We start from the raw sequence: 25,691 nt of genomic DNA on the forward strand, positions 1-25,691 counted from the left end.
CGACGATGCCACGACCGCTGCGCGGCGTGGCATCGTCCACATTCACCGACAGGAGTTCGACATGGGCAGCGACGTACTGACGGCCGTGCGCGCGTTGCTTCCGGACATCGCCGAGCGGGCCGCCACGATCGACGAAACCAGGCGAGTCCCGGACGATGTGGTCGACGCACTCTCGTCGACCGGCGTGTTCCGGATGCTGCAGCCGCGCCGCTACGGCGGCACCGAGACCGACCCGGTCCGGTTCTACGAAGTGGTGCGGGAAGTATCTGCGGCGTGCGGCTCCAGCGGATGGATCACCTCGGTGCTCGGCGTTCATCCGTGGCACCTGGCGTTGTTCGACGACCGCGCCCAGTACGACGTGTGGGGTGACGGCCCCGGGACACTCGTAAGTTCGGCATACGCGCCGGTCGGACAGCTGAGCCCGGTGGACGGAGGCTACGAGCTTTCCGGCACGTGGATGTTCTCCTCCGGCTGCGAATACGCCTCGTGGGCACTGCTCGGCGCTGTCGTCACCGGGCCGGAGGGACGGCCTGTCAGCTTCATGACCGCCCTCGTGCCGCGCATCGACTACGGGATTCGCGACGTGTGGAATGTGGTCGGGATGCGCGGCACTTGCAGTAACGAGATCACCGTCGACCGGGTATTCGTGCCCGAGTACCGGGTCAAGAGCAACTTCGAGACCGCGAACCTGCGTGGTCCGGGTCAGAAGGTCAACACCGGCCCCCTGTACCGGCTTCCGTTCGGCGCATTGTTCGGAACGACGGTGAGTATGCCCATCGTCGGAGTGGTCGACGGCTGTTACGAGCACTATCTCGCCGCGATGCGCGAACGTGTCCGATTGAGCTTGGGCGGCGGACGATTCGTCGACGACCCGTTCGCACAGACCGCGGTGGGTCGTGCCGCCTCCGAGATCGACGCCGCGATCCTGCAGACCACCCGCAATCTATCTGAACTGTGGGAACACGCGGTCGATGGCAGGGAGATCCCGATGATGTTGCGCGCGCGTGCCCGCCGCGATCAGGTGCGGGCGACCGAACGTGCCGTCGAGGCGATCGATCTGTTGTTCAAGACGGCCGGGGGCTCATCGCTGTTCCTGGGAAACCTGGTCGAACGGGCCTGGCGTGACGCACACGCCGGAAGCATGCACGTTGCGAACGAACCGGAACGTGCACTGGCGCACTATGGCCGGGCCGCGTTCGGATTGCCGGTCGAAGACAACCTGCTGTGACATCACCGAACTACAGACGAACGAAAGAGAGTGTCCCCTTGAGTAACCCGGATGTCCGGCCGGTCCCGGCCGACAGCATCGAAACATGGGACCATGTTGCCGACGTGGTCATTGCGGGATTCGGTATCGCCGGTGTTGCCGCGGCGATCGGAGCGGCAGAGAGCGGAGCCGACGTGCTTGTGCTCGAACGCACCGGTGGTGGTGGAGGTGCCGCAGCACTGTCCGGCGGGATCGTCTATCTCGGTGGCGGCACCCGGCTGCAGAAGGCGTGCGGCATCGACGACACACCCGCGAACATGAAGGCGTTCCTCGCCTCGGCTCTCGGTCCGGGGGTCGACGAGCAGAAACTCGACGCGTACTGCGACGGAAGTGTCGCGCATTTCGAATGGCTCGAAGCGTGTGGAGTGCCCTACAAGGAAGGGTTCTGGAATCAACCGGGCTGGGAGATTCCGAACGACGATTCGCTGATGTACAGCGGTGGAGAGAACGCCGCGCCGTTCTCCGCTCGCGTCGCTCCGGCGCCCCGCGGTCATCTCGCGCAGGTGCCCATGCCTCGCAACGGTGAGCAGGGCGCAGGCCATGTCCTGATGACCGCACTCATCGCGAAGGCAGGCGAACTCGGCGTCCGCGTCGAAACCGATGTGCGGATGCAGCGCCTCGTCACCGATGCCGACGGCAGGGTCGTGGGACTTGTGACGACCCGGTTCGGCAAGCAGGTCACTGCGCGCGCCCGCAAAGGCGTCGTCCTCGCGACCGGATCGTTCGCCTACAACGACGAGATGATGCAGGCGTACGCCCCTCGCCTCTACAAGCGCCCTGCTGCGACGGTCGAGGAGCACGACGGACGCGGAATTCTCGTCGCACAGGCCCTCGGCGCAGGGCTCGCCCACATGGATGCGTGCGAGGTCGCGTTCTTCTGCGACCCGCAGTTGATGGCGCGCGGAATCCTGGTCAACGGTCGTGGCCAGCGGTACGTGCAGGAGGACACCTATCCGGGTCGGATCGGGCAGCTCACGTTGTTCGAGAACGACAATCAGGCGTTCCTCATCATCGATCAGGAGTCGTACGAGGACGGGATGGCGGCGCCCAGCTCCAGCCCTCAACTCAAACGCCAGCCGACGTGGGTGTGTGAGACGATCGACGAGCTCGAATCCGAAATGGGTCTTCCTGCAGGATCTCTCACGTCGACCGTGGAGATGTACAACCGGCACGCTGCCGAGGGCTCGGATCCGGTGCTGGGCAAGAAGCCCGAGTGGGTCGCGCCGATCGGTTCACCGGTGGCGGCGATCGACCTCCGCGGAAACACGGGAGGCTTCACGCTCGGCGGGCTGCGGACGTCGGTCGATTCCGAGGTCCAACACGTCGACGGCACTCCCATCCCGGGCCTGTACGCGGCGGGACGATGCACGTCGGGGCTCTCCGCATTCGGCTACTGCAGCGGGATTTCGCTTGGCGACGGCAGCTTCTTCGGGCGTCGCGCCGGTATCCACGCCGCTGCCTCGTAGAACCTGGTCGCAGCAGGTGCGGGCCGTCGGCGCGGCCCGCACCGTTGTCAGTCGCCGAGCCCGAACGCGCCGCGATAGAACACCATGGGGCGTTCGTCCTCGAAGCATTCGAGTTCCAGTACCCGGCCGATGACGACGTCGTGGTCGCCAGCGGTGTGCACGTCGTGGACCTCGCAGTGTGCGCGCATGAGAACGCCCGGAAGCGAGGGGGTGCCCCAGCGCGACAACTCCCAGTCGAGGCCGTCGAACTTCGTGCCACGCGAGGACCCGAAACGCCCGCACAGGTCGGACTGCTCTTCTCCGAGCACGTTGATGGCGAAGCGTCCCGTCGGGCGGATCCGCGGCCAGGCGCGACCACGATGGTCTGCGCAGAACAGGATCAGCGGCGGTTCGAGCGACACCGACGCGAACGACTGGCAGGCGAAGCCGATCGGCCCGTCCTCGTCGAGGCCGGTGACGACGGTGACTCCGGTCGCGAAGCGGCCCATCGCATTGCGCATGTCGAGCGGACCGGGGAGCTCGGGTTCTGCTCCGAGGACCTGCGTCAGGGTCTGGGTGTACATGCGCCTCAACTCCGATTCATCTCGGGTCGCCTCGTTCCGGCGACGTTCGCGTGCCATGAATGTATGGACGACCCGTAATCCACCCACGATGCATTCTCGCTGAGCGGACTTCCGTGCCGTTGTCGTCGCGTCGAGGGCTCATCTGCGGGCTCGTCTCGGTGGGCGGGAGTGCGGGCGCGGGTGAGCTGGGGACCGCTCGATGGGACAATCGTCGATGTCACGGAAAGGAGGGTTGTCGATGCCCAGAATCGGGGTGGCGCGAGACGGTGCCGAGCCCACATCGGCCGAGCAGCGCGACCGGCACGAACGGATTCTCGACGCGGCGGCTCACCTCGCGACCGAGTTCGACCTGCCTCGGGTGCAGATGACCGAGGTCGCCAAACGTGCGGGTGTCGCGATCGGCACGTTGTATCGCTACTTTCCGTCGAAAACACACCTGTTCGTGGGGGTGATGCTCGATCGGTTGGAGCGATTCAGCGGCTACACACCGGTCAGCGACCCCGATGTGCCGGTGCAGGACGCGATCTGTGATGCGTTGATCGGGATGACCCGTGAGATGGTCGCGTATCCGACGCTTGCATTGGCGATGCTGCAGTCCAACAGCACAGCCGTGGCGGCTGCGGTACCCGACACGGTGAAGATCGAAGCGACCTTCCAGGGGATTCTGTTGACGACCGCTGGTATCGCCGATCCGACCGAGGGCGACAAGGACCTGCTGCGGTTGCTGTCGATGCTCTGGTTCGGGGTGATCACCGCGTTCCTCAACGGCAGATCGACCATCGCTGAGACCGAGGCGGACATCCGGCGTAGCTGCGATCTGCTGCTCGTCGAACTGAGCCCTCGGACGTAGTGGGAGGTGTCAGTGAGTGGCGGCCCGATGGCCCGCGTGCGCGCCCGCGCGGCGCCCCGAGTAAACACAGTCGGCCAGGGACAGACCGCTCACATACGAGTTCGAGCAGATGCCGACGGCTGCCCGGCCCGCGGCGTAGAGGCCGGTGATCGTCGTGCCGGATTCGTTCCGGACTGCGCCGGTGTCCTCGTCCACCAGTAGGCCGCCGAGGGTGAGCATCGGCATCGGATAGGTCAGGCGGGCACTGAAGGAGATGTCCAACAGTGCGAAGGGGCCGGTGCGCAGCGGGCGGCGCAGGTCGTCTGGTTTGCCCATCGGGTCGGGGATGTTGCGTTCGATGGCGCGATTGTGTGCGTCGACGGTTGCGCGCAGCGCCGCCGGTTCGATCCCGGCGCGGGTTGCGGCGTCCTCGACCGTTGCGCCGGTCGCGCTGCCCACGCGCAGCAACCGCTCGGTCTGCATGCGCTGGAACCACACCGACTGTGTGCCGATCTGGCGACGGGCCTCTTCGGCCAGTCCGGCGTCGACCAGCAGCCAGGCGCGATGACCGGGCGCTGCCGCGATGGCCTGACCCAGTGCCGCGCCGTAGCGGGACTCGTCGATCATGCGCTGCCCGCTGGCATCTACGGCGATCGAACCGAAGTAGGCGCTGGGAGGTGCAATGAACCGCCACGTCGAGAGCACATCCATGCGGTCGGTAGCCGCGCCCAGGGCCTGGGCCATGGCGATCCCGCTGCCGTCGTCACCGGCGGTGCCGAGCGGTAGGCCCTCGGCCCACGGATAGTCCGGGGCGTACTGCTGCACCATCTCGCCGTTGGCGATGAAGCCACCGGTAGTGAGGATGACACCCGAGCGTGCCTGAATCCGTACTGGAACGCTGTAGCGTCGTTCGATGCGGGCCAGCAGTGCTTGCATGGCCTTACGCAGACCTGGGTGGTACACGCCCGGTTTCGCGGAGAGTCGGGCCAGTGCGGCGAACCGTCGCTGTACGGCTATGGGTGCACCGCCGATCGTGGTGGCCTCCACGCCGGTCACCCGACCGTACTCGGTGACGAGTCGCGTCACCCTGGTACCGGTTCGGACGTGGACGCCGTGCGCGGCGGCCGACTCGGCGAGCGGTCCGAACAACTTCTTGCCCGACACTCCGCGACCGTGTGCGCGGTGGCCGCGCTGACGGGGCGTCGCCGCTTCGCGGAACATTCCTGAGTTCTCGCTGCCCGAGTAGTACAGGTAGTAATCATCGGTGGGATAAGACGTCTTGAAGGGGCACAGCGAGGGCTGGAACGGAACTCCGTGCCGGGTCAGCCAATCGATCATGTCCGCGGACTCCTCGCAGAACCGACGCAGCGTCGGCTCGCTCACTGTGTCGCCGACCTCGGCTCGCAGATACGCCAGCATGTTCTCGACGTTGTCGTCGACACCGGCAGCGCGCTGCACCCAGGTGCCCCCACCTGCGTAGATGATGCCGCCGGACAATGCTGTGGCGCCGCCACCGAGGTATCGGTCGAGCGCGACCACCTCGGCTCCGGATTCCCGTGCGGCCAGGGCCGCCGTGACACCTGCGCCGCCGTATCCGACGACCACCACATCGGCCGAAGAGTCCCAGGTCTGCGCCATCGTGACCGCCTTTCCGGACGAAACGTCAACGCCGCGAACTATAACGTGTTCTAAAACATCTGGCGATGTGCCGTGCGGCCGGCGTGTGTGCGGGCGGTTTTCTTCGGCCCGCGTTCCCAAACCAAGCGATTGCTTGGTAAGTTCGGGTAGGGCTCACGACCGGAGCCGCGGGAATCGATGCGGAGGCAGGATGGATCTCGGACTCGAGGGCGCAGTCGTACTCGTCACCGGCGGTGTGCGAGGGGTCGGCGCGGGAATCACCAGGGTGTTCCTCCGCGCGGGCGCAACAGTCGTGACGTGCGCGCGTAACGAACCGGACAGCCCGATCGAGGTGGACGGCCGCACCGCGGAGTTCCTCGCATGTGACGTCCGGGACGCTGATCAGGTCCACGCCATGGTGGCGTCCATCGTCGAGCGGCACGGGCGCCTCGACGCGCTCGTCAACAATGCCGGCGGTTCCCCGTTCGCACTCGCAGCCGATGCGAGCCCGAAGTTCCACGCGAAGATCGTCGAACTCAATCTGCTCGCGCCGCTGCTCGTCGCACAGGCCGCGAATGCGGTGATGCAGACACAGGACTCCGGCGGATCGATCGTCAACATCTCGAGTGTGAGCGGGTCGCGGCCCTCGCCCGGCACTGCCGCGTATGGTGCGGCGAAGGCCGGGATCGACAGCCTCGGAACATCTCTCGCGGTCGAGTGGGCACCGAAGGTGCGCGTCAATTCCGTGGTGGTCGGCATGGTGAACACCGAGCAGTCGCATCTGTTCTACGGCGACGACGCAGGTATCGCCGCAGTCGGCGCGACCGTGCCCCTCGGGCGACTGGCTGCCCCCGACGACATCGGGAACTGCGCGGCATTTCTCACCTCACCGCTGTCGGCATACGTCAGCGGATCGACATTGACCGTCCACGGCGGCGGCGAACGCCCTGCCTACATGGCAGCGGCACGAACGAAGGAGACAAAGTGAGTGGACTGCTGGACGGACGCGTCGTCATCGTGACGGGTGCCGGGCGTGGCCTCGGACGAGCCCACGCGTTGGCTTTCGCAGCAGAGGGCGCCAAGGTCGTCGTCAATGACATCGGTGCGGGCGCCGACGGCTCGGCGACAGGGGAGACCCCCGCCGAGCAGGTTGTCGAGGAGATCCGGGCGGCCGGCGGTGAAGCCGTCGTCAACGGCGACGACGTCGCGGACTGGGCCGGTGCCGAGAACCTCATCAAGACCGCGCTCGACAACTTCGGACGCCTCGACGTATTGGTCAACAACGCGGGATTCCTGCGCGACCGCATGCTGGCGAACATGAGCGAGCAGGAGTGGGACGCGGTGACCCGCGTGCACCTCAAGGGCCACTTCGCTCCGATGCGGCACGCGATGACGTACTGGCGCGCGGAGTCGAAGGCCGGTAACCCGGTCGATGCCCGCATCATCAACACGAGCTCCGGTGCGGGCCTGATGGGCAGCATCGGTCAGGGCAACTACGCCGCGGCCAAGGCGGGTATCGCGACCCTGACCATCCAGGCCGCCGCCGAGTTCGGCCGGTACGGCGTCACGGTCAATGCGATCGCGCCTTCCGCGCGGACCCGCATGACCGTCGGTGCCGGTGGTGCGATGGCCGAGATGATGGCTGCTCCGGAGGAAGGATTCGACGCGATGGCACCCGAGAACGTCTCGCCTCTGGTCGTGTGGCTGGGCAGCAGCGAGTCGAAGGACGTCACCGGCCGGGTGTTCGAGGCCGAAGGCGGAAAGGTGTCGCTGGCAGACGGTTGGCGTCACGGCGAGGCCGTCGACAAGGGCGACCGCTGGGATCCGAAGGAGCTCGGACCGGTCGTCGAGAAGCTCATCGCTTCGTCGGAGCCTCCGACCCCGGTCTACGGCGCCTGAGAGACTCCCGCTCCCGGCCCGTGCCGGAGAACACCGGGCCGGGAGTGGGTTCACCCTTCGGAAGCGGGGGTGCCCGTGTGCGCGTCGGCGGGTAGCGCACCTGAAGACGTGACCACCAGCACCGCGACGAGCACCACCATGAGCACCGCCGCCACTAACAGGGACGCCGGTGCCAGTGCACTCGCGCCGATGAGCAACGACAGTCCGACCACAGCGACGTCGGCCCCCCGCGACAGGCATCCACGCATCGTCAGAAACCAAGCGCTGAGCAGGAAGATCGCCACTGGCACCGTCAGTGTCGCGGCCGCTGCCGTCGCTTCGAGCCCGGTCGCGTGGGTGTCGTGGTCGATTGCGACCTCGATACCCGCCGAGAACGCGCCCGCCGCAGCGAACACCACGTAGTGCCCGTATCCGAACACGAGCGCCGACGACATGCCGGTCAGCATTCGACTGTGTTCGGTGTGGAAGTACACCCACCACATGCCGCCGGCGAGCGCCAGTCCGCACACGGCGATCAAGACGAGCGAACCGACATTTTCGGTGTGGTCGATGGCGTCGACGATCGCGTTCGCCGACGCAAGGATCGATTCGCCGAGGACGATGAGGGTGAAGAGGCTGTACCGCTCGGCGATGTGCTCGGGATGCCACGGGGTGATCCGTGCATGCTCCGCTACGACCGGAACCGAAAGTTCTGCCACGACGAGCACGAGGAACGAGACCGTACCCCACCCCTCCGGCAGGCCAAGCCGGAGCACCCACAGGATCTGCACGAGCGTTATGCCGATCGCGTACCGCATCGCGGTCTGCCGGAGCGCGGGATCGGAACGGGCGGCGCGCAGCCACTGAGGCACCAGTGCCAGCCGCATCATCACATAACCGAGGGTGACGAGAGCGAAGTCGCCGTCGGTCATCGCAGGTACGGTGCCTGCCGCGAGCACGAGCACGCCGCCCATCTGAAGCAGCGTGAGGACCCGGTAGAGCCAGTCATCGGTGTCGAATGCGCTCGCGAACCACGTGAAATTCACCCACGCCCACCAGATCGCGAAGAACACCATCAGGTAGGCGCCGACCCCCGAGACGATGTGCTGGGAGGTCTCGCTCTGGTGCAGTTGCGCCGACGCGAACGACACTGCGACGACGAACACGAGGTCGAAGAACAATTCGAGAGGCGTTGCGACGCGATGTTCCTCGTCGCGGCGTCGCGGCACCATCCGCCGCAAACCCAGAAACGATCCCTCGGGCATTCGAGCCCCTTCCGCCGCGCGCGCTGTCCTCGTCACCGCGCAACGCGCACGGGCTGCGCAGCCTCGCTTACGCCGGGGTGCGGATGATCAACGTCGAACCGGGGAAGTAGGCAGCGAGCTCGGTGCGGGCCGCCTTGAGTGTGGCGGTGCCGTAGCCCTGCTTCCGGGCCTCGGGGCGAACCCAGATCCGCACTTCCACCTCGTTGCCGGTAAGTTCACCGAATGCGAAACCGATCTTCTTCGGCTCGTCACCGGAGAGATCTTCCGCGACGAGCCACATACCCGACTCGTCGTCCATGAGCGCAGCACCCTTCTGACGCTCGGTCTCCACCGCTGCGTCGCTGCCGTCGCCGAGCTGTTCGGCGCAGCGTGCCTTGAGCAGCTCGATGTCGGCCCGATCGTCGCTGATCTGGCGCAGCCGGAAGTGCTCACCGGTCGCGTAAGGGCGCGAATCCGTAGTCCACTTCACGACCGCGTCGAGATCGTCCAGCTCGGTGCGGATCTTCTTGCGTTCCGCCTTCGTGAGGCGTCCCAGTGGAAGGGCGAGGACGGCCTCTGCGCAGAAATCGGTGGTGCCGAGCAGTGACCCGATGGCGGCAATGGCGCTGTCCCGGTCATTGCTCTCGACGATGGCGTCGAGCACCTCGTGGCGCTGCTCGAGCGCACGCAGCAGGGCGGCCGCGATCTCGCGGCGGTCGAGTACCTGGTCGTGATTCGTGGTTGCCATCGGGTGACATCCCCTCTCGAGAGCATGAACAATGCGTCTACCAGTATTGCCGGTCGAGGCGCGGTGCGTCAGCCGACCTCACTCGCAGACGACGACGGGAATGACACGATCGGTCCACGACTGGTAGTTGTCGAAATCCGGATACATCGCCGTGAGTTTCGGCCAGTACTGTGCGCGCTCCGCATCCGTGGCGACACGAGCCTTCATCTGACGGATGTCCGACCGGATCTGGACGGTCACCTCGGGATTCGCCTGGATGTTGCGGAACCACAGCGGATGCTTCGGCAGCCCGCCCTGGGACGCGACGAGCAACACCTTGCCGTCGGCCTCGAGGAACAACAGGGGAGCGGTCCGTGGCTGCCCCGTCTTCCGGCCGGTGGTGGTGAGCAGGCACACCGGGATTCCCCACGGAAATGCGCTGCCCACCCGCCACTTTCCACCGAGGCGGCCACCGGTGGCCCGGTACAGGACCACGTTCACACGCGACATCCACTTGATGATCGAGGTCGTCGCCTTCGAATCGAGCCCCTTGGGGGCCGCCTCGCTGCCCATGATCAGATGCGTTCGATGATGGTGCCCGTGGCGAGCGCGCCACCCGCACACATGGTGATCAGCGCCGTCGATGCGTCGCGCCGCTCGAGTTCGTGCAGCGCCGTCGTGATCAACCGCGACCCCGTCGACCCCACCGGGTGACCCAATGCGATCGCTCCACCATTGACATTGACCTTGTCCATGTCGGGCCCGTGGACCTGGGCCCACGACAGCAGCACCGAAGCGAAAGCCTCGTTGACCTCGAACAGGTCGAGGTCGCCGATGCTCATGCCGGACTTCTCGAGCACTTTCGCAGTCGCCTGGACAGGGCCGTCGAGGTGGAATTCGGGCTCGGAGCCGACCAGTGCCTGCGAGACGATCCGTGCGCGCGGCTTCAGGCCCAGAGCCTTCGCCTTGTCCTCATCCATCAGAAGCACCGCGGCCGCACCGTCGGAGATCTGCGACGAGGTGCCTGCGGTGTGGATACCGCCGTCGAGCACGGGCTTCAACTTGGCCAACGACTCGGCGGACGTGTCGCGCAGCCCCTGATCGCGGGTGACGGTCTGCTTTTCGCCGGTGTGCTTGCCTTCCTTGTCGACGACAGGGGCGACGATCTGCAGGACCTCGCGTTCGAAGCGGCCTTCGTCCCATGCCTGCTTCGCGAGTTGCTGGGAGCGCACACCGAGGGCGTCCACGTCATCGCGGGTGATGCCGCGGCGCCGAGCAATTCGTTCGGCGGCCTCGAACTGGTTCGGCATGTCGATGTTCCACGACTCGGGCCGGCGGGGTCCGGCCTGGTCGCCGACGTTGGCGCCGAGCGGCACCTGCGTCATCGCTTCGATGCCGCAAGCGATTCCGGCTTCGATGGCACCGGTTGCGATGAGACCTGCGATGAGGTGGTTCGCCTGCTGCGCGGAGCCGCACTGGCAGTCGATCGTGGTGGCGCCGACCTGCCACGGCAGTCCGGCATTCAGCCAGGCCGTGCGGGTGATGTTGTTGGACTGGGCGCCGGCCTGGGTGACGCAGCCGCCGATGACCTGTTCGACGAGTGCCGGGTCGATCCCGGACCGTTCGATAAGCCCGCTCTGTGCTGCACCGAGGATTTCGGCGGCGTGGAGGCCGGAGAGCCAGCCACCTCGCTTGCCGATCGGGGTGCGTGCGGCCTCGACGATGACGGGTGTGCCCACAGCGGGCTCCTTTCTGTGTGCCCCTCGGGGCAGCGTTCCTACCTCGGAAAATAGAACAGGTTATCGAGTGGTGCAAGAGGTGGTCTCGCTGTTTGGAAGCACGGTTTCCTTGGCGAGCCGCGTGTGCTGTGCTTCAATGATTCTAGAACGTGTTCCACATTACAGCGCGGGTATCCGTGCAAGGGCAGGAGAGGTTCAGTGGTGGCACAGCCCAGCATCCCCGAAGGCATCGACTTCACAGATCCCGATCTTTTTGCGGAGCGTATGCCGTTCGAAGAATTCGCCGAACTGCGCAGGACGGCACCGGTCTGGTGGAACAAGAAGTCGCCGGATGTCAGCGGCTTCCACGACGAGGGCTTCTGGGTCGTGTCCCGCCACGAAGAGGTCCGCGAAGTCTCCCGCCGGAGCGATGTGTTCTCCAACTGGGAGAACACTGCGATTCCGCGGTTCAACGACGACATGCCGCGAGAGGCCATCGAGCTTCAGCGTCACGTCCTGCTCAACAAGGACGCGCCCGAGCACACCAAGCTGCGTAAGCTGGTCGCGCGTGGATTCACACCCCGCGCGATCAACGGTCTGCGCGACGAATTGAACTCGCGGGCAAAGAAAATCGTTGCCGAGGCATGTCAGGAGGGCGGCGGCGACTTCGTCACCCAGATCGCTGCCGAGCTGCCGCTGCAGGCCATCGCCGATCTCATCGGTGTGCCCCAGGATGATCGCGCGAAGATCTTCGAGTGGTCCAATCAGATGACCGGGTACGACGATCCGGACAACACCGCCGATCCGGCAGCGGCCTCGATGGAGGTCCTCGGCTACGCCTACCAGATGGCTGCCGAGCGTAAGGCGAATCCGGCGGACGATATCGTCACCACCCTCATCGAAGCGGACATCGACGGCGACGAACTCGCGCCCGAGGAATTCGGATTCTTCTTCATCGTTCTCGCCGTCGCGGGTAACGAGACCACCCGCAATGCAATTTCCCACGGCATGGCGGCCTTCCTCGACAATCCGGAGCAGTGGGAGATCTTCAAGCGCGACCGTCCGAAGACGGCTGCCGACGAGATCATCCGCTGGGCCACACCGGTTATCTCGTTCCAGCGCACCGCACTCGAGGACACCGAGCTCGGTGGTCAGGCGATCAAGAAGGGCGACCGCGTCGTGATGCTGTACGCATCGGCCAACAACGACGAAGAGGTCTTCGAAAACCCACGGGAATTCGACATTCTCCGGGATCCCAACCCGCACCTCGCATTCGGTGGAACCGGTGCGCACTACTGCCTCGGCGCCAACCTCGCTCGCATGGAGATCGACCTGATCTTCAACGCAATCGCGGACCATATTCCGGACATCACCAAGATCTCCGATCCGCATCGTCTGCGGTCCGGCTGGCTCAACGGGATCAAGGAATTCCAGGTCGACTACAAGACGCAGGGTGGGTGCCCGGTCAAGCACTGACCTCGGTGGAGGACAGGCCGGTCGCGACCAGCAGGGTGTCGCGCCGGTCGAGGGGCCCGGCCGGCCACCCGCTGGTCGGGGCCACTCCGAAGCGGTAGGAAAGGGGAAGGGATCTGTGGCGCGATGGAACACGGGACCATCGCTCATCGAGATGCATCTGCAGACTCAACCACTCTTGTAGCAACGGCCGCGCGCACCGCGAATCCGAGGCCGACGGTGGCGATCGCAGCGACCAGTCCGATCCCGATTCCGTAGGCCTGCGGCCCACCGTCTCCGGCATCGACCAGCCACCCGATGACCTGCTGGAGTACTGCCACGACCAGGAACACCGCACCGTTGACCACCGCCAGTGCGGTTGCACCGCCGCGAGAGCCGGTGTGGTCGTTGACCATCGAGAACACCACGACGACGCCGCCGGCCGCGACCGCGGCCAGCAGCATCCCGACCGTTGCCATCGCTGTGGCGCCCGATAGTTGCGCAGCGATGAACACTGCTATCCAGCCGCCGACCCCGACCGCGCTGACCACGACCATCGTTGCGGCCTTCCGGCCGTGTACATCCGAGAAACGACCGACGGCCAACGAGGTCAGTCCATACACAAGCAATGCTGCGGAGATCACGGTCGCCGCGGTTGCCGATGCCATACCGGTAGTGGTCAGAAACGGCGTACCCCACAGGCTGGTGAAGGTGTAGAACGTCGAGTTCGTGCCCACGGCAACGAGTGTGAACGCAATAAGCGTGCGATCCCGCAGCAAGGCGCCGACACCAGTGCTGGTCTCCTGACCCGTCGTGCGGTCCACCACCGCAGACGGAAGATGCCGCACGAACATCAGTACCGCCGCCGCACTCAGCAACGACACCACCGCGGTGGCCGCCAGAACCCCTCTCCAGGTTGGGCACCGGAGAAATCGAGCTCGTCGGCGAGTGGTCCGGCCAGGCTTCCTGGTGCGAATCGGGTGAAGAAGCTCAGCACGAACGGGATCAGCACCAGGACGTAGCCGACCGTGGGCGAGCGCAGTGTTGTTGGCATCACGGGCGATTGTCCAGCACGCGGTTCACAATCCATTTGTCGACACGATGCACGACCTGCTCGGTGTCGCAGTACCGCCCGGAAATCGACGCGGCCACTCCCTTCTGCTGCACCTCGTGGCGCTGGTGACCAGCGCCCGAACTCCTCAGGGTTGCTGATTCAGGCACACCAGGGGTCGACCAATTCGACTCCGGTACCGGTGAAATCCTTGGTGTTCCGTGTCGCGTATGTGGCTCCGTGTGCCAGACAGATCGCGGCGATCTGGGCGTCGGCGGTGTGGATCGGCAGCCCTGCCTGTTCACGCCTGATGAGGACGGCGGCGTAGTGCTCGGCGGCACCGTCGTCAAATGGCAGGATCGCCATGGTGTCTCGGTAGGGCTCGAGCGCGGCGTCGATCTTCGCGGCCAGTGTCGACCTGCGCCGGCCTTTCGGGAGGCGGCGCACGCCGGCCAGAAGTTCGGCGAGAGTGATGGCGGTGATCGCAACCTCGCCAGTGAGGCCTTCCATCCACGCGATGACCACGCTCTCCGGCTCCGGTCGGAAGATCTCGGAGATCACATTGGTGTCGAGGACGATCACGTGAAGTCCGCCGCGCGGGCGACGTCGGAGCGCTCGGGTAGGGGGAGATCCTCGACGCCCCCGGCTTCCTGCGCTGCACGCATGAGTGCGAGACCGATGTGTGGCCGACGCGTGGCCTTGGTGAGAATGTCGCGGGCTTCGGCCTCCATGGAGCGGCCGTGCTCCTTGGCCTGGGCGGCGAGCCGCTTTTTGACGGACTCGTCGAGCCCTCGGACGACGATGGATGACATCGGAACTACCTCCTCAGAGTGCTATCAAGAACGATAGCACCTGGGATGATCCTCGACCGCCCGTGGTGGTGGATACTATGCGTATGTCCTAATTCGAATCCCATCTCCAGCGGCCCTCCAGGACAGGGATGTGGGTCGACGTGGACGCCGCTTGGGCCTGGGTAACCTGGGACGTTCACTCGCATTGCGACCACTGTGTGCCAGTACGGACAACCGGCTGCGTGCCCACGCAGCGGCGAGACCTCCGGCGGCTCTGTGCGGGATGCCGCTGGAGGCTCGGTGTGCTCGATGGGACGTCGCATGCTGATCTCTGCGTGTTCGCCGATGGCCGGAGCCAACGCGTGGACGAATTGGATTGTGAGAGAGGCAATCTCGCGCCTACGTGACATGATATCTGGTCGGTGCACGTTGATATCGTAAAGTGTTGTGCAGAAGCGCAATTCGAAACGTTCCTACCGATTGACTTGTCGGATCGAGTGCAGCGTTGGAAGCGGTAGGGACGACCGATTCGCGGTCCGGTCCCACGAAGACGCATCGCGCAGGTAATCCTCTGGAGCCTCCGCTCGATCATCCTGCAGGTTCGGGAGCTCCAGGTCGACCGGTAGCCGCCACGACGCCGGTGGCGGCTCCAACGATCAGATCTCAGCATCGAATCGGCACGACAACGACCGGAGGAGGGATTCCATGGCACACGTACAATGTTCGACCACATCGGCATCACGTCGCAGGGGTCCGGTTGGAGCCGCGACCTTCGTCAGTCCCGACCACAAGCCGGGGTCGCCCACGGCGACGGCCAACGACCTGAGGTGCGCAACGTGTGCTTCGAAGTCGGTGACCTCGAGACGTCCGTCGTCGCGGTGGCCGAGCAGGGGTACGGACTCATCAGCGGGATCGCCGAGTATTGGGACAGTGTGCGGATGGCGTACAGCCGGGAGTGGCCGACCGCACGCGCACTACGCGAACCGGGAGCGCACCTCCGCGACCACATCCACCAGATGCAGTAGTCGATCACTGCCGTCGGGCGCCCCATCCGCATCGATGCCGCAGACAGTCACGCGCGTGACACCGGCCGCCGCATACGGCCGCACCGTCGCCTCGATCTCGTCGGCAGACGCATCAACCGGCACCATCGCCGGCATGACCACCTCGAACGGCCGGTCGAGGCCACGAGCGTCGCGAGCCTGCAGGGCCAGGCGCAGACTTTCCCGCACCCCGTCCGGTGTCTCGTTTCCGCCGCCGAGCAGCACACCGTCACCGAGTTCACCCGCGATTGCGAGCGTTCTGGGTTTGGTGGCGCCGATCAGTAGCGGCGGTACGAGTGCGGGCGGGTACGCGAGTCGGACGTCGTCGAGTTGGACGTACCGGCCCTGGGTCGTGACGGTCTCTCCGTCGAGCAGCGCCCGCAACGCAGTGCTGTATTCGCGTAGCAGCGTGATCGGTGACTTCGCTCGGACGCCGGCCTGTCCCATCCACTCGAGGATGCCGTGACCGATGCCGGGCAACAGCCGGTCCGGGAAGAGTCGGGCGAGGGTGGCGATTTCCATGGCGGTCAGGGCCACATTGCGCAGCGGTACGGGGATGAGGCTGATGCCGACGCGGATGCGCTCCGTCCAGGCGAGCACCGCGGCGGCGGGAGCCAGGCCGGACTCCGCGAAGCAGTCTTCCCAGAGCCAGAACTCGTCGATGCCGGCGGCCTCCACGGCGAGTGCGGCGTCGCGAAGGCGTTCGGGTGGTTGGCTGGGAGGAAAGACGAATCCGATCGCGACCGTGTTCGTCTCGGACGTTGCAGCACCTGAGTTTTCGGTGGCCATGTGTTCCTCGATTCTCGTCTTAGCTATCCCAGTGGCGCGACTATCGCACAGTCATACATCGGAACTCGAACGAGCGCACCCACGGTGACGGTCGAGGCGTCGGCAGAGACGAGAAAGATCATCGTCACGATCAGTTCTGCAACTGGATGAGTCACCCACACCCAGGATTACGCACCGAGGACGTGTATGCCCCGCTGGGTACTCGTGGCGTGCATCCGCACACCGACGAACAGCGATGACCGTGCAGATGAACACGGCACCCGGATAGTCGATCCGACCTCGCGTGCATCGGCGGTCAACCGTCAGGACAGCCTTCGGCCATGGAGTACCGTTCCTGCCCCGGAGACCGTTGCACACACGGCTACGGTTGATCGGACGTCGACAGCCGTACCCGGCCACTATCGAGATCGATCCATCCGCCGTCTCCTACAGCGACGTCGATTCGAGCGTGCCTCTTACCCACAACTTCTTCAGTGACATGCCTCTTCGCGGGGGAAAACAGTTCGTCCATCATCCCCAACGTGCCGCTCCCCGCGTCGGCCGTGCGTGGCTTGCTCTTGCGCCAGAAGATCCATCCTCTTCTCTCTGCCCACAGTGCTGCCTGGTCGATTCCGACGAGCACCACGATTGCGGTCACACCGATAAGCAAAGCTTCCATCGAACATCCCCTTCAATGTCGCGGATTCCTTGGCCAGCACAATGTTCGTGTGGTCTACTCCGGTTCAATCCCGTACCGATGATGCCAGAGGGGACTCGATTCCAGAGGTGCTCGGACGCACGGGAGAACGCCATCGTGGGTCTGCCGCCCGCCCGGTCGCGGTGTGGTGTCACCCTCGCCCGTTACCGTGTGCGCGTGAATAAACGCTTTCAGGTCGTGCCTGCGGTCTATGTGCTGTTCCGTCGCAACGTTGTCGGGCGCGAGGAGGTCCTGCTCCAACTGAGGGAGGGCACTGGCTACCTGGACGGACATTGGGCTCACGCTGCGGCGGGACACGTCGAGCGGGGCGAGTCGGTTTTCGATGCCGCTGTTCGTGAGTGTGCCGAGGAGCTCGGTGTCGTGGTCGATCCTGACGATCTCGTGGCGCTGACCTCGTTGCATCGCCAGGAGTTGCCCGGCCACTCGTACAAGGATCATCGAGTGGACTTCTTCGTCGAATGTCGCAGCTGGTTACGTGAGCCACGGCTGATAGAGCGTGAGAAGGCAGCGGCGCTGCAATGGTTCGACGTGCGAGAATTACCGACCCCGATGGTCCCGCATGAAGAGTTCGTGATTGCCGCTCTGCACGCCGGTCGGCTGGCACCGCTTCACTGCATCGGATTCTGAACTACTCACGTCCGGCGTGAACGGACTGAGGTCTGGTTCCGTGGTGTCGCCAGGTCTCGTGCCGAGAAGGCGCGAGGATCGGTCATGGACGAGCGGCTTCGTCGCGCCTCACCGTCAACGGATCGGTGTCCGTTCCCATTCCTGCTGTTCGACGTTTTCCTCGGCTCAGAACAGGATTTGCCCGACCAATGCACTCGGAACTGCCGATGGACCGCGTTTCCGGCGTCGTTACCGATGACCATCCGGCAATCCGGCAGGACCGCCTCCGCGTAGCGGGACCCGACGGTATTCCTGGCGTTCCTTGCGATCGCGGACGACTATGCCGCGCTCCTGGAGCGTTCCGTGGAGCTGACCGGCTACATGGGAATCTTTGCGGGAGAGCGCGGTACGTCGTTCGCGGAGCAGTGCGTGGATTTCGCTGTCGAGGCTGGGGTCACCGTCGATCCACCGGGTGAATTCGTCATCGTTGTGTGACGTGTCGGTCCAGGGGTATCCGTGCTCGGTGAATGCGTGGGCGACGGCGATCTTGTCGAGGTCGCCGAATTTGCGACGGGCGAGTTCACGGCGCGTGACGTCAGTCAGGACCAGGTCTTTCTCATCGAGGTGGGCGCCGACGATCTTGTTTCGCGGAACATAGAGCGCGTCGTCGTCCTGCTCGAGGAGTACACCGTCGGAATCCACGGTGACGGTGAGTGATTCGCCGAGGGTGCTCATGGCGAGGACCACGCCCCCGACGATCCCGAGGATGGTCAGGATCGGTAGCGACCACGCGGTGGTCAGCTCGGAGAGAAGTTCCACCGGCCCGGGGACTGTCGGCAGAGTGTCGACGGCCCAGCGGCAGACCGGGGGAGCGGCGAAGCCGAGCCCGATGCCGACCAGGATGCATGCCGCCGCCACGACGGCGGGGATCATCCAGGAGACGGAGATCTTCGTTGCATCGTCACGCATCGTCGTCATGAGGTCCCTTTCGATGTCCGGTGAGATAGCGGTGGATGACCGTCCGCATGGTCTCCACGGGAGCTACCGCAGACGGGTTGTCCGCGTAGAGAAAAGCAGAATCCGTGATCGCACGGATCCAGGTGGCGGTCGCGTCCGGGTCGAGCGCGGGGTCGATCCGGTGGTGCGCGCGACGGAGGAGATCGCTGAGTCCTCGGCTCACTACGGCGTCCGTCTCGTCGAGGACCACGGCGAGTTGCGGGTCGTGGGCGACCTGCCGCATCACCTCGATCACGAGGCCCGCGGCGAGTGGGTCGGAGGCGGGTTCGACGAGTTCGGCGACCAGGTCGAGAATCGCCTCCAGTGGATCCTCGGCGTCGCGATAGCGTTCGACCATCGCCCGGGATTCGGGCAGGTCGCGCTCGAAGATTGCCCGGAAGACGCCGCGTTTGTCGCCGAAGTAATGGAAGACCGTGCCCGAACTGACGCCCGCGGCTTTCGCGATCGCGGTGACAGGGGTTGCTTCGTAACCGTGTTCGGCAAAGAGCACGGCGGCCGCATCGGTGATGGCATTGCGGCGTTGCGCTTGGAGTTCGGGGTCGACGGTACGGGCCATGAACCGAGGATAATAATTAATTGACTAGTAAGTCAATTAATCGTCCATGTGCGCGATCCGAGCGACAGGAGAACAATGTCAGTCCAGTCGATGCAAGTCGCCGACGGTGTCGATGTCGCCGGGATCCGCGAGACCTGCGCAATCCAACTGCCGCACCCGGTCGCGATTACGGGAGAGGAACGATCGCGCGCCCTCGTCGCCACGTGCTTGCTGCGCCGCCGCTACCGCGTCGACCAGGTCGAAGACGACGGGATGACCGGGGCGCTCGCCGAACACCGGCAAGGTCACGGTTCCGGGTTCGTGCGCCGACAGGATTGCATGTACGAGTTCGGCGTTGATGCCGGGGAAATCCACCACCGTCAGCGCGATCACGTCGGCACCGGCCGCCGCGTCGACCCCGCACCGAAGCGAGGTCGACATTCCGATCTCCCATCGGGAGTTGTACACCGGGGTTGTTCCGGGTGGGCACGCTGCAGCCACCTCGTCGGCGTACGCGCCGGTCACGACGATCGTCCGGTCGCACCCGCCTTGCTCGAGAGCATCGACGACGGAATGCAGCAGGGGACGGCCCCGGTGGGGTAGCAGGGCTTTCGCCCGACCACCCAACCGTGAGCCGTCCCCCGCAGCGAGAACGATTCCGGCAGTGACCACGGTCCGACTCTACTGGGCCGGACGCAGCGTCTTCATCGCTCGATCGACTTCCCAGAAGGCGCGCAGCGACGCGATCTTGCCTTCGGCGTTCACCCGGTAGACGAACACGCCCTCGGCGTCGATGATGTTGCCGGCCATCGTCGTGCGAATGGTGCCGATGTTGACGCACTCGTCGCCGCACACCAGGACGTCGTCGACGAGGAACTCGAGCGAGTCGGTGTTCGCGATCGTCATGTCGTAGAACTTCGCGATCGCCTCCGTCCCGTGATGGCCCTTGCCTTCCGGGTCGAACCCCGACGGTCCGACAGGATCTTCGACATATCCGTCGTCAGCGAACAGCGCCAGCCATTCGTCCTTGCGCTTGCCGCTCGCGGCCGCCTGGGACGAGCGTGCCGCGACGCGTGCGGGATGTTCCTCGCTCATGCTGTGCCTCTCTCGTGGATGAAGCCCTTCGCGTGGATGAACTTCTCGGCGAACCTTTGCAACGATTCCTGCTTTGCCTCGAGCGGGGAGTCGAATCCGTGACCGTCGAATATCCATGGCACGACGATGATGTCGGTGACCCCCGCGTCTGCGAGTTCGGTGTAACCGGACGAGCCGAACTTGTCGATGCACACCGTCTGGATCTCGAAGGGGGTGTCGGACCGGCCGTATTCGCTGCGCAGGGTGCCCAAACGGTCGATCACGGGGACGAGATCGTCGAACTTGATCATTGCCGAGGTCCAGCCGTCGCCGACCCGCGCGGCCCGGCGCAACGCCACGTCGGTGTGGCCACCGACGTACAACGGCACCGGTTTGCTCGGGGCCGGGCTCATCTGCAGGCGATCGAAATCGTAGAACTCACCGTGGTGCTCGACCATGCCACCACCGAGGATCAGCTTCAGTACATCGATCATTTCGTCGACACGTTTTCCGCGTCGCGCGTAGGGAACGCCGCACCATTCGAATTCTTCTGGTGCCCAGCCGATCCCGACGCCGAGCCCGAACCGGTTGTTCGTGAGGTTCGCGACCGAACCGACCTGACGGGCGAGCAGTACCGGATTGCGGGAGCCGAGTTTGAGGACCTGTGTGTAGAACTCGATCGTCGACGTAGCTGCCCCCATCGCAGCTGCGGCGATGAGCGGGTCCACCCAGGGTGTGTCCGCCGTCCACATCCGCGACCCGTCCGGCGTGTAAGGATAGTCGACGGTCTGCTTCTCCATGTAGAACAACGAATCCGGCAATGCGATCGACGAAAAGCCGCATTCCTCGGCGGTCTTCGCGATCCCCGCGAGCTGATCCAGTGGTGTCATCGCGACGCCGACGGTGAACTTCACCATGACATACTCCTAGTTCGCCGGCTTCTCGGACCCGACGACCCACATCGAGAAGTACTGCGAGCCACCACCGTACGCGTGTCCGAGTGCTTTGCGTGCGCCGTCGACCTGATGTTCTCCGGCCTTACCCATGACCTGGATCGCCGCCTCTGCGAAGCGGATCATGCCCGACGCGCCGATCGGGTTCGACGACAGGACGCCGCCGGACATATTGACCGGAAGTTGCCCCCCGATTGCAGTTTCTCCTGCCTCGGTGAGTTTCCACCCGCCACCTTCCGGGGCGAACCCGAGGTTCTCGAGCCACATCGGTTCGAACCACGAGAACGGGACGTAGATCTCGGCGCAGTCGATTTCGGTGAGCGGGTCGGTGATCCCGGCCTGCTTCCACAGTGCTGCGGCAGCGATCCGGCCTGCTTCGGGGTTCACCTGGTCGCGGCCGGCGTAGGTGGTCGGTTCGGTGCGCATCGCGGTCGCGTGGATCCACGCGACGGTGCGCCCGTCCGCCTCGGCTGCGGCAGCGCTGTCGGCGTCGCCGAGCACCACGGCGCATGCACCGTCAGAGGACGGGCACGTTTCGTCGTAGCGGATGGGATCCCACAGCATCTGCGACGCCTGCACCTTCTCGAGGGTGATGTCGGGCTGCTTGAGGTGGGCGTACGGGTTCTTCGCGCCGTTGAGACGATCTTTCACAGCGACCATCGAGCCGACGTGTTCGGGTGCCCCGGAGCGACGGATGTACGAGCGGACGTGGGGCGCGAAGTAGCCACCTGCGCCTGCACCGACCGGCATGGTGAACGGGACGGGCGTGGACAGCGCCCACATCGCATTGGATTCGGACTGTTTCTCCCACGCGACCGCAAGTACGCGCCGGTGGATACCCGCCTGGACGAGACTCGTAGCGACATTGGCGGTGGAACCGCCCACGGAGCCGGCGGTGTGAACGCGCAGCAAAGGCCTGCCGGTTGCGCCGATCGCGTCGGCCATCGCCAGTTCGGGCATCATCGCGCCTTCGAACAGATCGGGAGCTTTCCCGATCACGACCGCGTCGATGTCGTCCCAGCCCACATGGGCGTCGGCCATGGCTCGGTCGATTGCTTCGCGGACGAGTCCTGCCATCGAGACATCGTGCCGCTTCGCGACGTAGTGGGTCTGTCCGGTTCCGAGGACAGCTGCAGGTTGCTTCGCCATCAGTTTCGTCCCTCCAGAACGGCTACCAGATTCTGTTGCAGTACAGCGCCACCCGTGGCGTGGGCGAGTGCCCTGCCCGCCTTCCCATCCATGATTGCCTTGGCGGCGAAACCGATACGCTCGAGCCCACCGGAGAACATCGGGTTGCCGGTCAGCGGACCACCCGACGGATTGATCGCAGTGTTGCCGTTCAATCCGATCTCCTCACGCAGGATCAACTCCTGGTGGGTGAACGGTGCGTGCAGCTCGGCGAGGTCGAAGGAGATGTCACCGCCGGTGGCAGCCGCAGCGGCAGCGCGTGCGGACGGCGCGGACGTCAGATCGGCGGCTCCGAAATTCGGGGAGTCGATGCGATGCTCGATCCCTGTGATCCACGCGGGGTTCTCACACAGTTCCCGCGCGCGGTCGCCGGACGCCAGGATGATCGCGGCAGCGCCGTCGGTGACGGGGGCGCAGTCGTGACGGCGCAACGGGTCGGCGACGTACGGTGTCGCGAGCAATTCCTCGACGGTGACATCGCCGCTGATCTGGGCGTCGGGCCTGCTTTTCGCTGCCGCGCGTGCCTGGACGGCGACCTCGGCCATCTGCTCCGCGGTCCACTTGCCGGAGTCGAGTCCGATCCGTGCCTGCAATCCGGCGAGCGACACGGCGTCGAGGCCGAGCGGTGCGACGAGATAAGGATCGAGCTGGAGCGAGAGGACGCGCCGCAACGTGCCGGCCGACGACTTGCCGAACCCGTATACGAGCGCGGTGTCGACCTCACCGGTGATGAGCTTTACCCAGGCCTCGTAGAGGGCCCACGCTGCGTCCATCTCGACGTGCGACTCGTTGATCGGGGGAACTGCACCGATCGCGTCGATGGCCGAGATGAACGAGAACGAGCGACCTGCGAGGTAGTCGGACGAACCGGAGCACCAGAAACCGATGTCGGACTTGGTGATTCCGAGCTCGCCGTAGAGCTCCTGGAAGCAGGGCACGAGCATTTCGACACCGTTGGTGGTGCCGTGCGTTTCGCGGACGTGTGGAGCGTGCGCGAAGCCGACGACTGCAATGTCTGTCATGATTCCGCGGCTCCTAGAGGTGGTGTTTGAAAGTGTCGAAGTCGGCGTCGGGTTCGCCGGTGGGACGGAAGTATTCGATGTTCCTGAGGGTGTAGTCCCATTCCTCCTGCGGTCGCCATTTCGCTTCGACGCGCATGCCCATACGGACCTCTGCGGCATCGCACTCGAGGATCAGGTGCAGGAAGGGAATGTCGGCGCCGTCGAGCAACACATATGCGGCGACGTACGGGGGTTTGATCTGCTGGCCCATGAACGGAACATTCACGATGCAGAACGTGGTGACGATGCCCTTGTCGGACAGCTCGACGTGTTCCTTCGTCGGAACGCCGTCGGTGGGGCTTGCACCTCGCGGCGGAACGTACACCTTGCCCCCGGGCCCGGTTCGCCCGCCGACGAGCTTCCCTTCCTTCAATCCGCGCAGGTACCACGATTCCTCGGGAGACGCCGTGTGCGTGTAGTGCAGGTCGAGGGGCGTGACGATCATGCCTACCGGCTCGGTGTCGGCGTCGGCAGCGGGTGCTGCCTCGGCCTCGCCCGGCTCGAACGCGACGATGTCGTGGATGTCGCCCACCCGCTCGTCCGCCCATCGGACGCGCACCCGCATGCCGGTGCTCATGTCGTCGGGAGAAGGGACGTCGACGGCGTGCAGTAGCGACGAGTCCGCACCGTCGAGCCGGATCAGAGCCCACGCGAACGGGCGGTCGAACGGCTGCCCGGGCAGAGGCTCGGGATTCCACGTCCAGCTCACCACGGTGCCGGTCTGCCCCGACTCGACGAAATCGACGAGCGGCTCGTGGGTGATCGCGTCGTATTCCGGGGGAGGGACGAGCACTCGCCCGTCCGAACCACGTGCGCCGACGATCCGCCCGTCGCGCAAACCGGTGACGAATGCACCGACGGCAGGCCCGGTGGACCGGGTGTAGTCGAACTGAAGATTCAACGGGGCTCTCAGTGGCGGTTCGACGACCGCGCTCTTTCCCAGACTCACATCTTCGAGTAGAACAGGTTCTAATGTCGCTGGCAAGAGTAGCGTGTGAACAGCGCGGCATGGCCAGTCATCCGACCTGAAAGGCGTGCAATGGAACTGGGACTTCAGTTGGGATATTGGGGCGCGCAACCTCCGGCCAACGGACCGGAACTCGTTACTGCCGCGGAGGCTGCGGGGTTCGACGCGGTCTTCGCGGCCGAATCGTGGGGATCCGATGCGTTCACTCCGCTCGCATGGTGGGGATCGGCGACCGAGCGAGTGCGCCTCGGGACGTCGGTTGTGCAGATCTCGGCCCGAACCCCGACGAGTTGCGCGATGCACGCGCTCACCCTCGATCATCTTTCCGGTGGTCGGCACATCCTCGGTCTGGGGGTATCCGGACCGCAGGTCGTCGAAGGCTGGTACGGGCAACCGTTCACGAAACCGCTGGCCCGGACCCGCGAGTACGTGTCGATCATCCGCGATGTTCTCGCGCGGAAGGAACCCGTCACCAGCGCGGGTCCGCACTATCCGCTGCCGTACTCGCAGGAAGGGGCGACGGGGCTCGGTAAACCACTCAAGCCCATCACGCATCCGCTCCGTCCCGACATCCCGATCTGGCTCGGAGCCGAAGGACCGAAAAACGTCGCGCTCACCGCCGAGATCGCCGACGGCTGGCTCGCGATCTACTACTCCCCGCGCCTCGCGCCGATGTACAACGAATGGCTCGACGAAGGATTCGCCCGTCCGGGAGCGCGTCGCACTCGTGAGGACTTCGAGATCGCGGCGACCTGCCAGGTGGTGGTGACCGACGACCGGGCCGCGACGATCGCCGGAATGAAACCGGTCACCGCGCTCTACGTCGGCGGAATGGGTGCTCCCGAGTTGAACTTCCACGCGCAGGTCTACCGCCGGATGGGATACGGCGAAGTGGTCGACGAGGTCACCGAACTGTTCCGCTCCGGACGTAAGGACGAGGCGGCTGCGGCGATTCCCGACGAGATGGTCACCGAGACGATGATCGTGGGCAATCGCGACGAGGTGCGTGCGGGGGTCAAGCGGTGGGAAGACGCGGGAGTGACGATGCTCCTGGTGTCGTGCCGCGACGCCGAGCACGTGCAGTCGCTGGCCGACGTCGTACTGGGCTGACTGCTCTGCATCCGTTTCCGTCTCGCGGTACGCGGGTCTGACCTATCC

At 65.3% G+C, this 25,691-nt stretch carries 28 protein-coding genes and 1 pseudogene; 9 read left to right on the top strand and 20 right to left on the bottom strand.

Annotated elements, in window-relative coordinates:
• Positions 1 to 61: 61 nt before the first annotated feature.
• Both hsaA and ACTDXD_RS14265 read left to right on the top strand, forming a co-directional pair.
• On the top strand, positions 62 to 1,228 hold the full coding sequence (gene hsaA, locus ACTDXD_RS14260; RefSeq protein ID WP_440122988.1) for a 3-hydroxy-9,10-secoandrosta-1,3,5(10)-triene-9,17-dione monooxygenase oxygenase subunit: 1,167 nt from the start codon (positions 62 to 64) through the stop codon (positions 1,226 to 1,228).
• 38 nt (positions 1,229 to 1,266) lie between these two features.
• Positions 1,267 to 2,733: an FAD-dependent oxidoreductase gene (locus ACTDXD_RS14265; protein ID WP_440122989.1), complete on the top strand. Its 1,467-nt coding sequence runs from the start codon at positions 1,267 to 1,269 to the stop codon at positions 2,731 to 2,733.
• Positions 2,734 to 2,780: 47 nt separating this feature from the next.
• Here ACTDXD_RS14265 and ACTDXD_RS14270 read toward each other — a convergent pair whose 3' ends face one another.
• The gene (locus ACTDXD_RS14270) at positions 2,781 to 3,296 is read right to left on the bottom strand and encodes a flavin reductase family protein (RefSeq protein WP_440122990.1); all 516 of its coding nucleotides are present in this window, start codon (positions 3,294 to 3,296) and stop codon (positions 2,781 to 2,783) included.
• Positions 3,297 to 3,534: 238 nt separating this feature from the next.
• Between ACTDXD_RS14270 and ACTDXD_RS14275 the strand changes: the two genes are divergently transcribed.
• Entirely contained in the window at positions 3,535 to 4,146 is a 612-nt protein-coding gene (locus tag ACTDXD_RS14275) for a TetR family transcriptional regulator (protein WP_440122991.1), read from the top strand.
• Between the two features lie 9 nt (positions 4,147 to 4,155).
• Here the strand turns inward: ACTDXD_RS14275 and ACTDXD_RS14280 are convergent, their stop codons facing one another.
• On the bottom strand, positions 4,156 to 5,763 hold the full coding sequence (locus ACTDXD_RS14280; RefSeq protein WP_440122993.1) for an FAD-binding protein: 1,608 nt from the start codon (positions 5,761 to 5,763) through the stop codon (positions 4,156 to 4,158).
• Positions 5,764 to 5,953: 190 nt separating this feature from the next.
• Here ACTDXD_RS14280 and ACTDXD_RS14285 point away from each other — a divergent pair, with 190 nt between their 5' ends.
• Together ACTDXD_RS14285 and ACTDXD_RS14290 are read left to right on the top strand one after the other, a co-directional pair.
• Complete coding sequence (locus tag ACTDXD_RS14285; protein ID WP_440122994.1) at positions 5,954 to 6,730, top strand: SDR family oxidoreductase; 777 nt, start codon at positions 5,954 to 5,956, stop codon at positions 6,728 to 6,730.
• Positions 6,727 to 7,641, top strand: a complete 915-nt coding sequence (locus ACTDXD_RS14290; protein ID WP_440122995.1) for an SDR family oxidoreductase — start codon at positions 6,727 to 6,729, stop codon at positions 7,639 to 7,641. The genes ACTDXD_RS14285 and ACTDXD_RS14290 overlap by 4 nt, the downstream gene beginning before the upstream one ends.
• 50 nt (positions 7,642 to 7,691) lie before the next feature.
• Here ACTDXD_RS14290 and ACTDXD_RS14295 read toward each other — a convergent pair whose 3' ends face one another.
• The 4 genes from ACTDXD_RS14295 to ACTDXD_RS14310 all read right to left on the bottom strand — a co-directional run bounded on the left by ACTDXD_RS14295 (position 7,692) and on the right by ACTDXD_RS14310 (position 11,330).
• On the bottom strand, positions 7,692 to 8,885 hold the full coding sequence (locus tag ACTDXD_RS14295; protein WP_440122996.1) for a low temperature requirement protein A: 1,194 nt from the start codon (positions 8,883 to 8,885) through the stop codon (positions 7,692 to 7,694).
• 67 nt (positions 8,886 to 8,952) lie between these two features.
• Entirely contained in the window at positions 8,953 to 9,612 is a 660-nt protein-coding gene (locus ACTDXD_RS14300) for a GNAT family N-acetyltransferase (protein ID WP_440122997.1), read from the bottom strand.
• Between the two features lie 78 nt (positions 9,613 to 9,690).
• On the bottom strand, positions 9,691 to 10,164 hold the full coding sequence (locus ACTDXD_RS14305) for a nitroreductase family deazaflavin-dependent oxidoreductase (RefSeq protein ID WP_440122998.1): 474 nt from the start codon (positions 10,162 to 10,164) through the stop codon (positions 9,691 to 9,693).
• A 2-nt stretch (positions 10,165 to 10,166) separates the two neighbouring features.
• Positions 10,167 to 11,330, bottom strand: coding sequence for a steroid 3-ketoacyl-CoA thiolase (locus ACTDXD_RS14310; RefSeq protein WP_440122999.1), 1,164 nt, complete (start codon positions 11,328 to 11,330; stop codon positions 10,167 to 10,169).
• Between the two features lie 201 nt (positions 11,331 to 11,531).
• On the opposite strand from ACTDXD_RS14310, the gene ACTDXD_RS14315 reads away from it, so the two are divergent.
• On the top strand, positions 11,532 to 12,785 hold the full coding sequence (locus ACTDXD_RS14315) for a cytochrome P450 (RefSeq protein WP_440123000.1): 1,254 nt from the start codon (positions 11,532 to 11,534) through the stop codon (positions 12,783 to 12,785).
• Between the two features lie 143 nt (positions 12,786 to 12,928).
• Here ACTDXD_RS14315 and ACTDXD_RS14320 read toward each other — a convergent pair whose 3' ends face one another.
• From ACTDXD_RS14320 to ACTDXD_RS14335, 4 genes are all read right to left on the bottom strand, one after another.
• Positions 12,929 to 13,648, bottom strand: a complete 720-nt coding sequence (locus tag ACTDXD_RS14320; protein WP_440123001.1) for a hypothetical protein — start codon at positions 13,646 to 13,648, stop codon at positions 12,929 to 12,931.
• On the bottom strand, positions 13,633 to 13,815 hold the full coding sequence (locus ACTDXD_RS14325; protein WP_440123002.1) for a hypothetical protein: 183 nt from the start codon (positions 13,813 to 13,815) through the stop codon (positions 13,633 to 13,635). Before ACTDXD_RS14325 ends, ACTDXD_RS14320 begins: the two co-directional genes overlap by 16 nt.
• A 159-nt stretch (positions 13,816 to 13,974) precedes the next feature.
• Positions 13,975 to 14,394: a type II toxin-antitoxin system VapC family toxin gene (locus tag ACTDXD_RS14330; RefSeq protein ID WP_440123003.1), complete on the bottom strand. Its 420-nt coding sequence runs from the start codon at positions 14,392 to 14,394 to the stop codon at positions 13,975 to 13,977.
• On the bottom strand, positions 14,391 to 14,624 hold the full coding sequence (locus ACTDXD_RS14335) for a FitA-like ribbon-helix-helix domain-containing protein (protein WP_440123004.1): 234 nt from the start codon (positions 14,622 to 14,624) through the stop codon (positions 14,391 to 14,393). Before ACTDXD_RS14335 ends, ACTDXD_RS14330 begins: the two co-directional genes overlap by 4 nt.
• A gap of 744 nt (positions 14,625 to 15,368) precedes the next feature.
• Between ACTDXD_RS14335 and ACTDXD_RS14340 the strand changes: the two are divergent.
• Positions 15,369 to 15,628: pseudogene (locus ACTDXD_RS14340) on the top strand (hypothetical protein); the annotation flags it as partial.
• On the opposite strand, the gene ACTDXD_RS14345 reads toward ACTDXD_RS14340, so the two are convergent.
• Positions 15,578 to 16,435 (bottom strand): LLM class flavin-dependent oxidoreductase, encoded by an 858-nt coding sequence (locus ACTDXD_RS14345; protein ID WP_440123005.1) that lies wholly within the window; start codon positions 16,433 to 16,435, stop codon positions 15,578 to 15,580. The pseudogene ACTDXD_RS14340 and the gene ACTDXD_RS14345 overlap by 51 nt on opposite strands.
• 361 nt (positions 16,436 to 16,796) lie before the next feature.
• Entirely contained in the window at positions 16,797 to 17,093 is a 297-nt protein-coding gene (locus tag ACTDXD_RS14350) for a DUF6191 domain-containing protein (RefSeq protein ID WP_440123006.1), read from the bottom strand.
• A 195-nt stretch (positions 17,094 to 17,288) separates the two neighbouring features.
• On the opposite strand from ACTDXD_RS14350, the gene ACTDXD_RS14355 reads away from it, so the two are divergent.
• Positions 17,289 to 17,759, top strand: coding sequence for an NUDIX domain-containing protein (locus tag ACTDXD_RS14355; protein WP_440123007.1), 471 nt, complete (start codon positions 17,289 to 17,291; stop codon positions 17,757 to 17,759).
• 228 nt (positions 17,760 to 17,987) lie between these two features.
• On the opposite strand, the gene ACTDXD_RS14360 is transcribed toward ACTDXD_RS14355, so the two are convergent.
• The 8 genes from ACTDXD_RS14360 to ACTDXD_RS14395 form a co-directional block, all read right to left on the bottom strand.
• Entirely contained in the window at positions 17,988 to 18,716 is a 729-nt protein-coding gene (locus ACTDXD_RS14360; RefSeq protein WP_440123008.1) for a YqeB family protein, read from the bottom strand.
• On the bottom strand, positions 18,700 to 19,311 hold the full coding sequence (locus ACTDXD_RS14365; RefSeq protein ID WP_440123009.1) for a TetR/AcrR family transcriptional regulator: 612 nt from the start codon (positions 19,309 to 19,311) through the stop codon (positions 18,700 to 18,702). Before ACTDXD_RS14365 ends, ACTDXD_RS14360 begins: the two co-directional genes overlap by 17 nt.
• 78 nt (positions 19,312 to 19,389) lie before the next feature.
• A complete protein-coding gene (locus ACTDXD_RS14370) occupies positions 19,390 to 19,962 on the bottom strand; it encodes a nucleotidyltransferase family protein (RefSeq protein WP_440123010.1) in 573 nt (190 codons plus the stop codon).
• A 9-nt stretch (positions 19,963 to 19,971) separates the two neighbouring features.
• The gene (locus tag ACTDXD_RS14375) at positions 19,972 to 20,385 is read right to left on the bottom strand and encodes a nuclear transport factor 2 family protein (RefSeq protein WP_440123011.1); all 414 of its coding nucleotides are present in this window, start codon (positions 20,383 to 20,385) and stop codon (positions 19,972 to 19,974) included.
• Positions 20,382 to 21,278: a TIGR03619 family F420-dependent LLM class oxidoreductase gene (locus ACTDXD_RS14380; protein WP_440127651.1), complete on the bottom strand. Its 897-nt coding sequence runs from the start codon at positions 21,276 to 21,278 to the stop codon at positions 20,382 to 20,384. Before ACTDXD_RS14380 ends, ACTDXD_RS14375 begins: the two co-directional genes overlap by 4 nt.
• Positions 21,279 to 21,290: 12 nt before the next feature.
• Positions 21,291 to 22,466 (bottom strand): thiolase domain-containing protein, encoded by a 1,176-nt coding sequence (locus ACTDXD_RS14385; protein ID WP_440123012.1) that lies wholly within the window; start codon positions 22,464 to 22,466, stop codon positions 21,291 to 21,293.
• Positions 22,466 to 23,527 (bottom strand): thiolase domain-containing protein, encoded by a 1,062-nt coding sequence (locus ACTDXD_RS14390; protein ID WP_440123013.1) that lies wholly within the window; start codon positions 23,525 to 23,527, stop codon positions 22,466 to 22,468. Before ACTDXD_RS14390 ends, ACTDXD_RS14385 begins: the two co-directional genes overlap by 1 nt.
• 13 nt (positions 23,528 to 23,540) lie before the next feature.
• Positions 23,541 to 24,515: a Zn-ribbon domain-containing OB-fold protein gene (locus ACTDXD_RS14395; RefSeq protein WP_440123014.1), complete on the bottom strand. Its 975-nt coding sequence runs from the start codon at positions 24,513 to 24,515 to the stop codon at positions 23,541 to 23,543.
• Positions 24,516 to 24,605: 90 nt separating this feature from the next.
• On the opposite strand from ACTDXD_RS14395, the gene ACTDXD_RS14400 reads away from it, so the two are divergent.
• Positions 24,606 to 25,643: an LLM class F420-dependent oxidoreductase gene (locus tag ACTDXD_RS14400; RefSeq protein WP_440123015.1), complete on the top strand. Its 1,038-nt coding sequence runs from the start codon at positions 24,606 to 24,608 to the stop codon at positions 25,641 to 25,643.
• The last annotated feature ends 48 nt before the right edge of the window (positions 25,644 to 25,691 follow it).

This window comes from Rhodococcus sp. SJ-3, assembly GCF_051918125.1.
Taxonomy (GTDB): Bacteria; Actinomycetota; Actinomycetes; order Mycobacteriales; family Mycobacteriaceae; genus Rhodococcus.

Coding starts and splice junctions, on each gene's coding strand:
- ACTDXD_RS14270 (WP_440122990.1), bottom strand. CDS start 3,296: ATGTACACCCAGACCCTGACGCAGGTCCTCGGAGCAGAACCCGAGCTC.
- ACTDXD_RS14345 (WP_440123005.1), bottom strand. CDS start 16,435: ATGGCCACCGAAAACTCAGGTGCTGCAACGTCCGAGACGAACACGGTC.
- ACTDXD_RS14295 (WP_440122996.1), bottom strand. CDS start 8,885: ATGCCCGAGGGATCGTTTCTGGGTTTGCGGCGGATGGTGCCGCGACGC.
- ACTDXD_RS14360 (WP_440123008.1), bottom strand. CDS start 18,716: ATGACGACGATGCGTGACGATGCAACGAAGATCTCCGTCTCCTGGATG.
- ACTDXD_RS14400 (WP_440123015.1), top strand. CDS start 24,606: ATGGAACTGGGACTTCAGTTGGGATATTGGGGCGCGCAACCTCCGGCC.
- ACTDXD_RS14375 (WP_440123011.1), bottom strand. CDS start 20,385: ATGAGCGAGGAACATCCCGCACGCGTCGCGGCACGCTCGTCCCAGGCG.
- ACTDXD_RS14385 (WP_440123012.1), bottom strand. CDS start 22,466: ATGGCGAAGCAACCTGCAGCTGTCCTCGGAACCGGACAGACCCACTAC.
- ACTDXD_RS14390 (WP_440123013.1), bottom strand. CDS start 23,527: ATGACAGACATTGCAGTCGTCGGCTTCGCGCACGCTCCACACGTCCGC.
- ACTDXD_RS14365 (WP_440123009.1), bottom strand. CDS start 19,311: ATGGCCCGTACCGTCGACCCCGAACTCCAAGCGCAACGCCGCAATGCC.
- hsaA (WP_440122988.1), top strand. CDS start 62: ATGGGCAGCGACGTACTGACGGCCGTGCGCGCGTTGCTTCCGGACATC.
- ACTDXD_RS14285 (WP_440122994.1), top strand. CDS start 5,954: ATGGATCTCGGACTCGAGGGCGCAGTCGTACTCGTCACCGGCGGTGTG.
- ACTDXD_RS14325 (WP_440123002.1), bottom strand. CDS start 13,815: ATGCCAACAACACTGCGCTCGCCCACGGTCGGCTACGTCCTGGTGCTG.
- ACTDXD_RS14335 (WP_440123004.1), bottom strand. CDS start 14,624: ATGTCATCCATCGTCGTCCGAGGGCTCGACGAGTCCGTCAAAAAGCGG.
- ACTDXD_RS14275 (WP_440122991.1), top strand. CDS start 3,535: ATGCCCAGAATCGGGGTGGCGCGAGACGGTGCCGAGCCCACATCGGCC.
- ACTDXD_RS14305 (WP_440122998.1), bottom strand. CDS start 10,164: ATGGGCAGCGAGGCGGCCCCCAAGGGGCTCGATTCGAAGGCGACGACC.
- ACTDXD_RS14300 (WP_440122997.1), bottom strand. CDS start 9,612: ATGGCAACCACGAATCACGACCAGGTACTCGACCGCCGCGAGATCGCG.
- ACTDXD_RS14280 (WP_440122993.1), bottom strand. CDS start 5,763: ATGGCGCAGACCTGGGACTCTTCGGCCGATGTGGTGGTCGTCGGATAC.
- ACTDXD_RS14350 (WP_440123006.1), bottom strand. CDS start 17,093: ATGGAAGCTTTGCTTATCGGTGTGACCGCAATCGTGGTGCTCGTCGGA.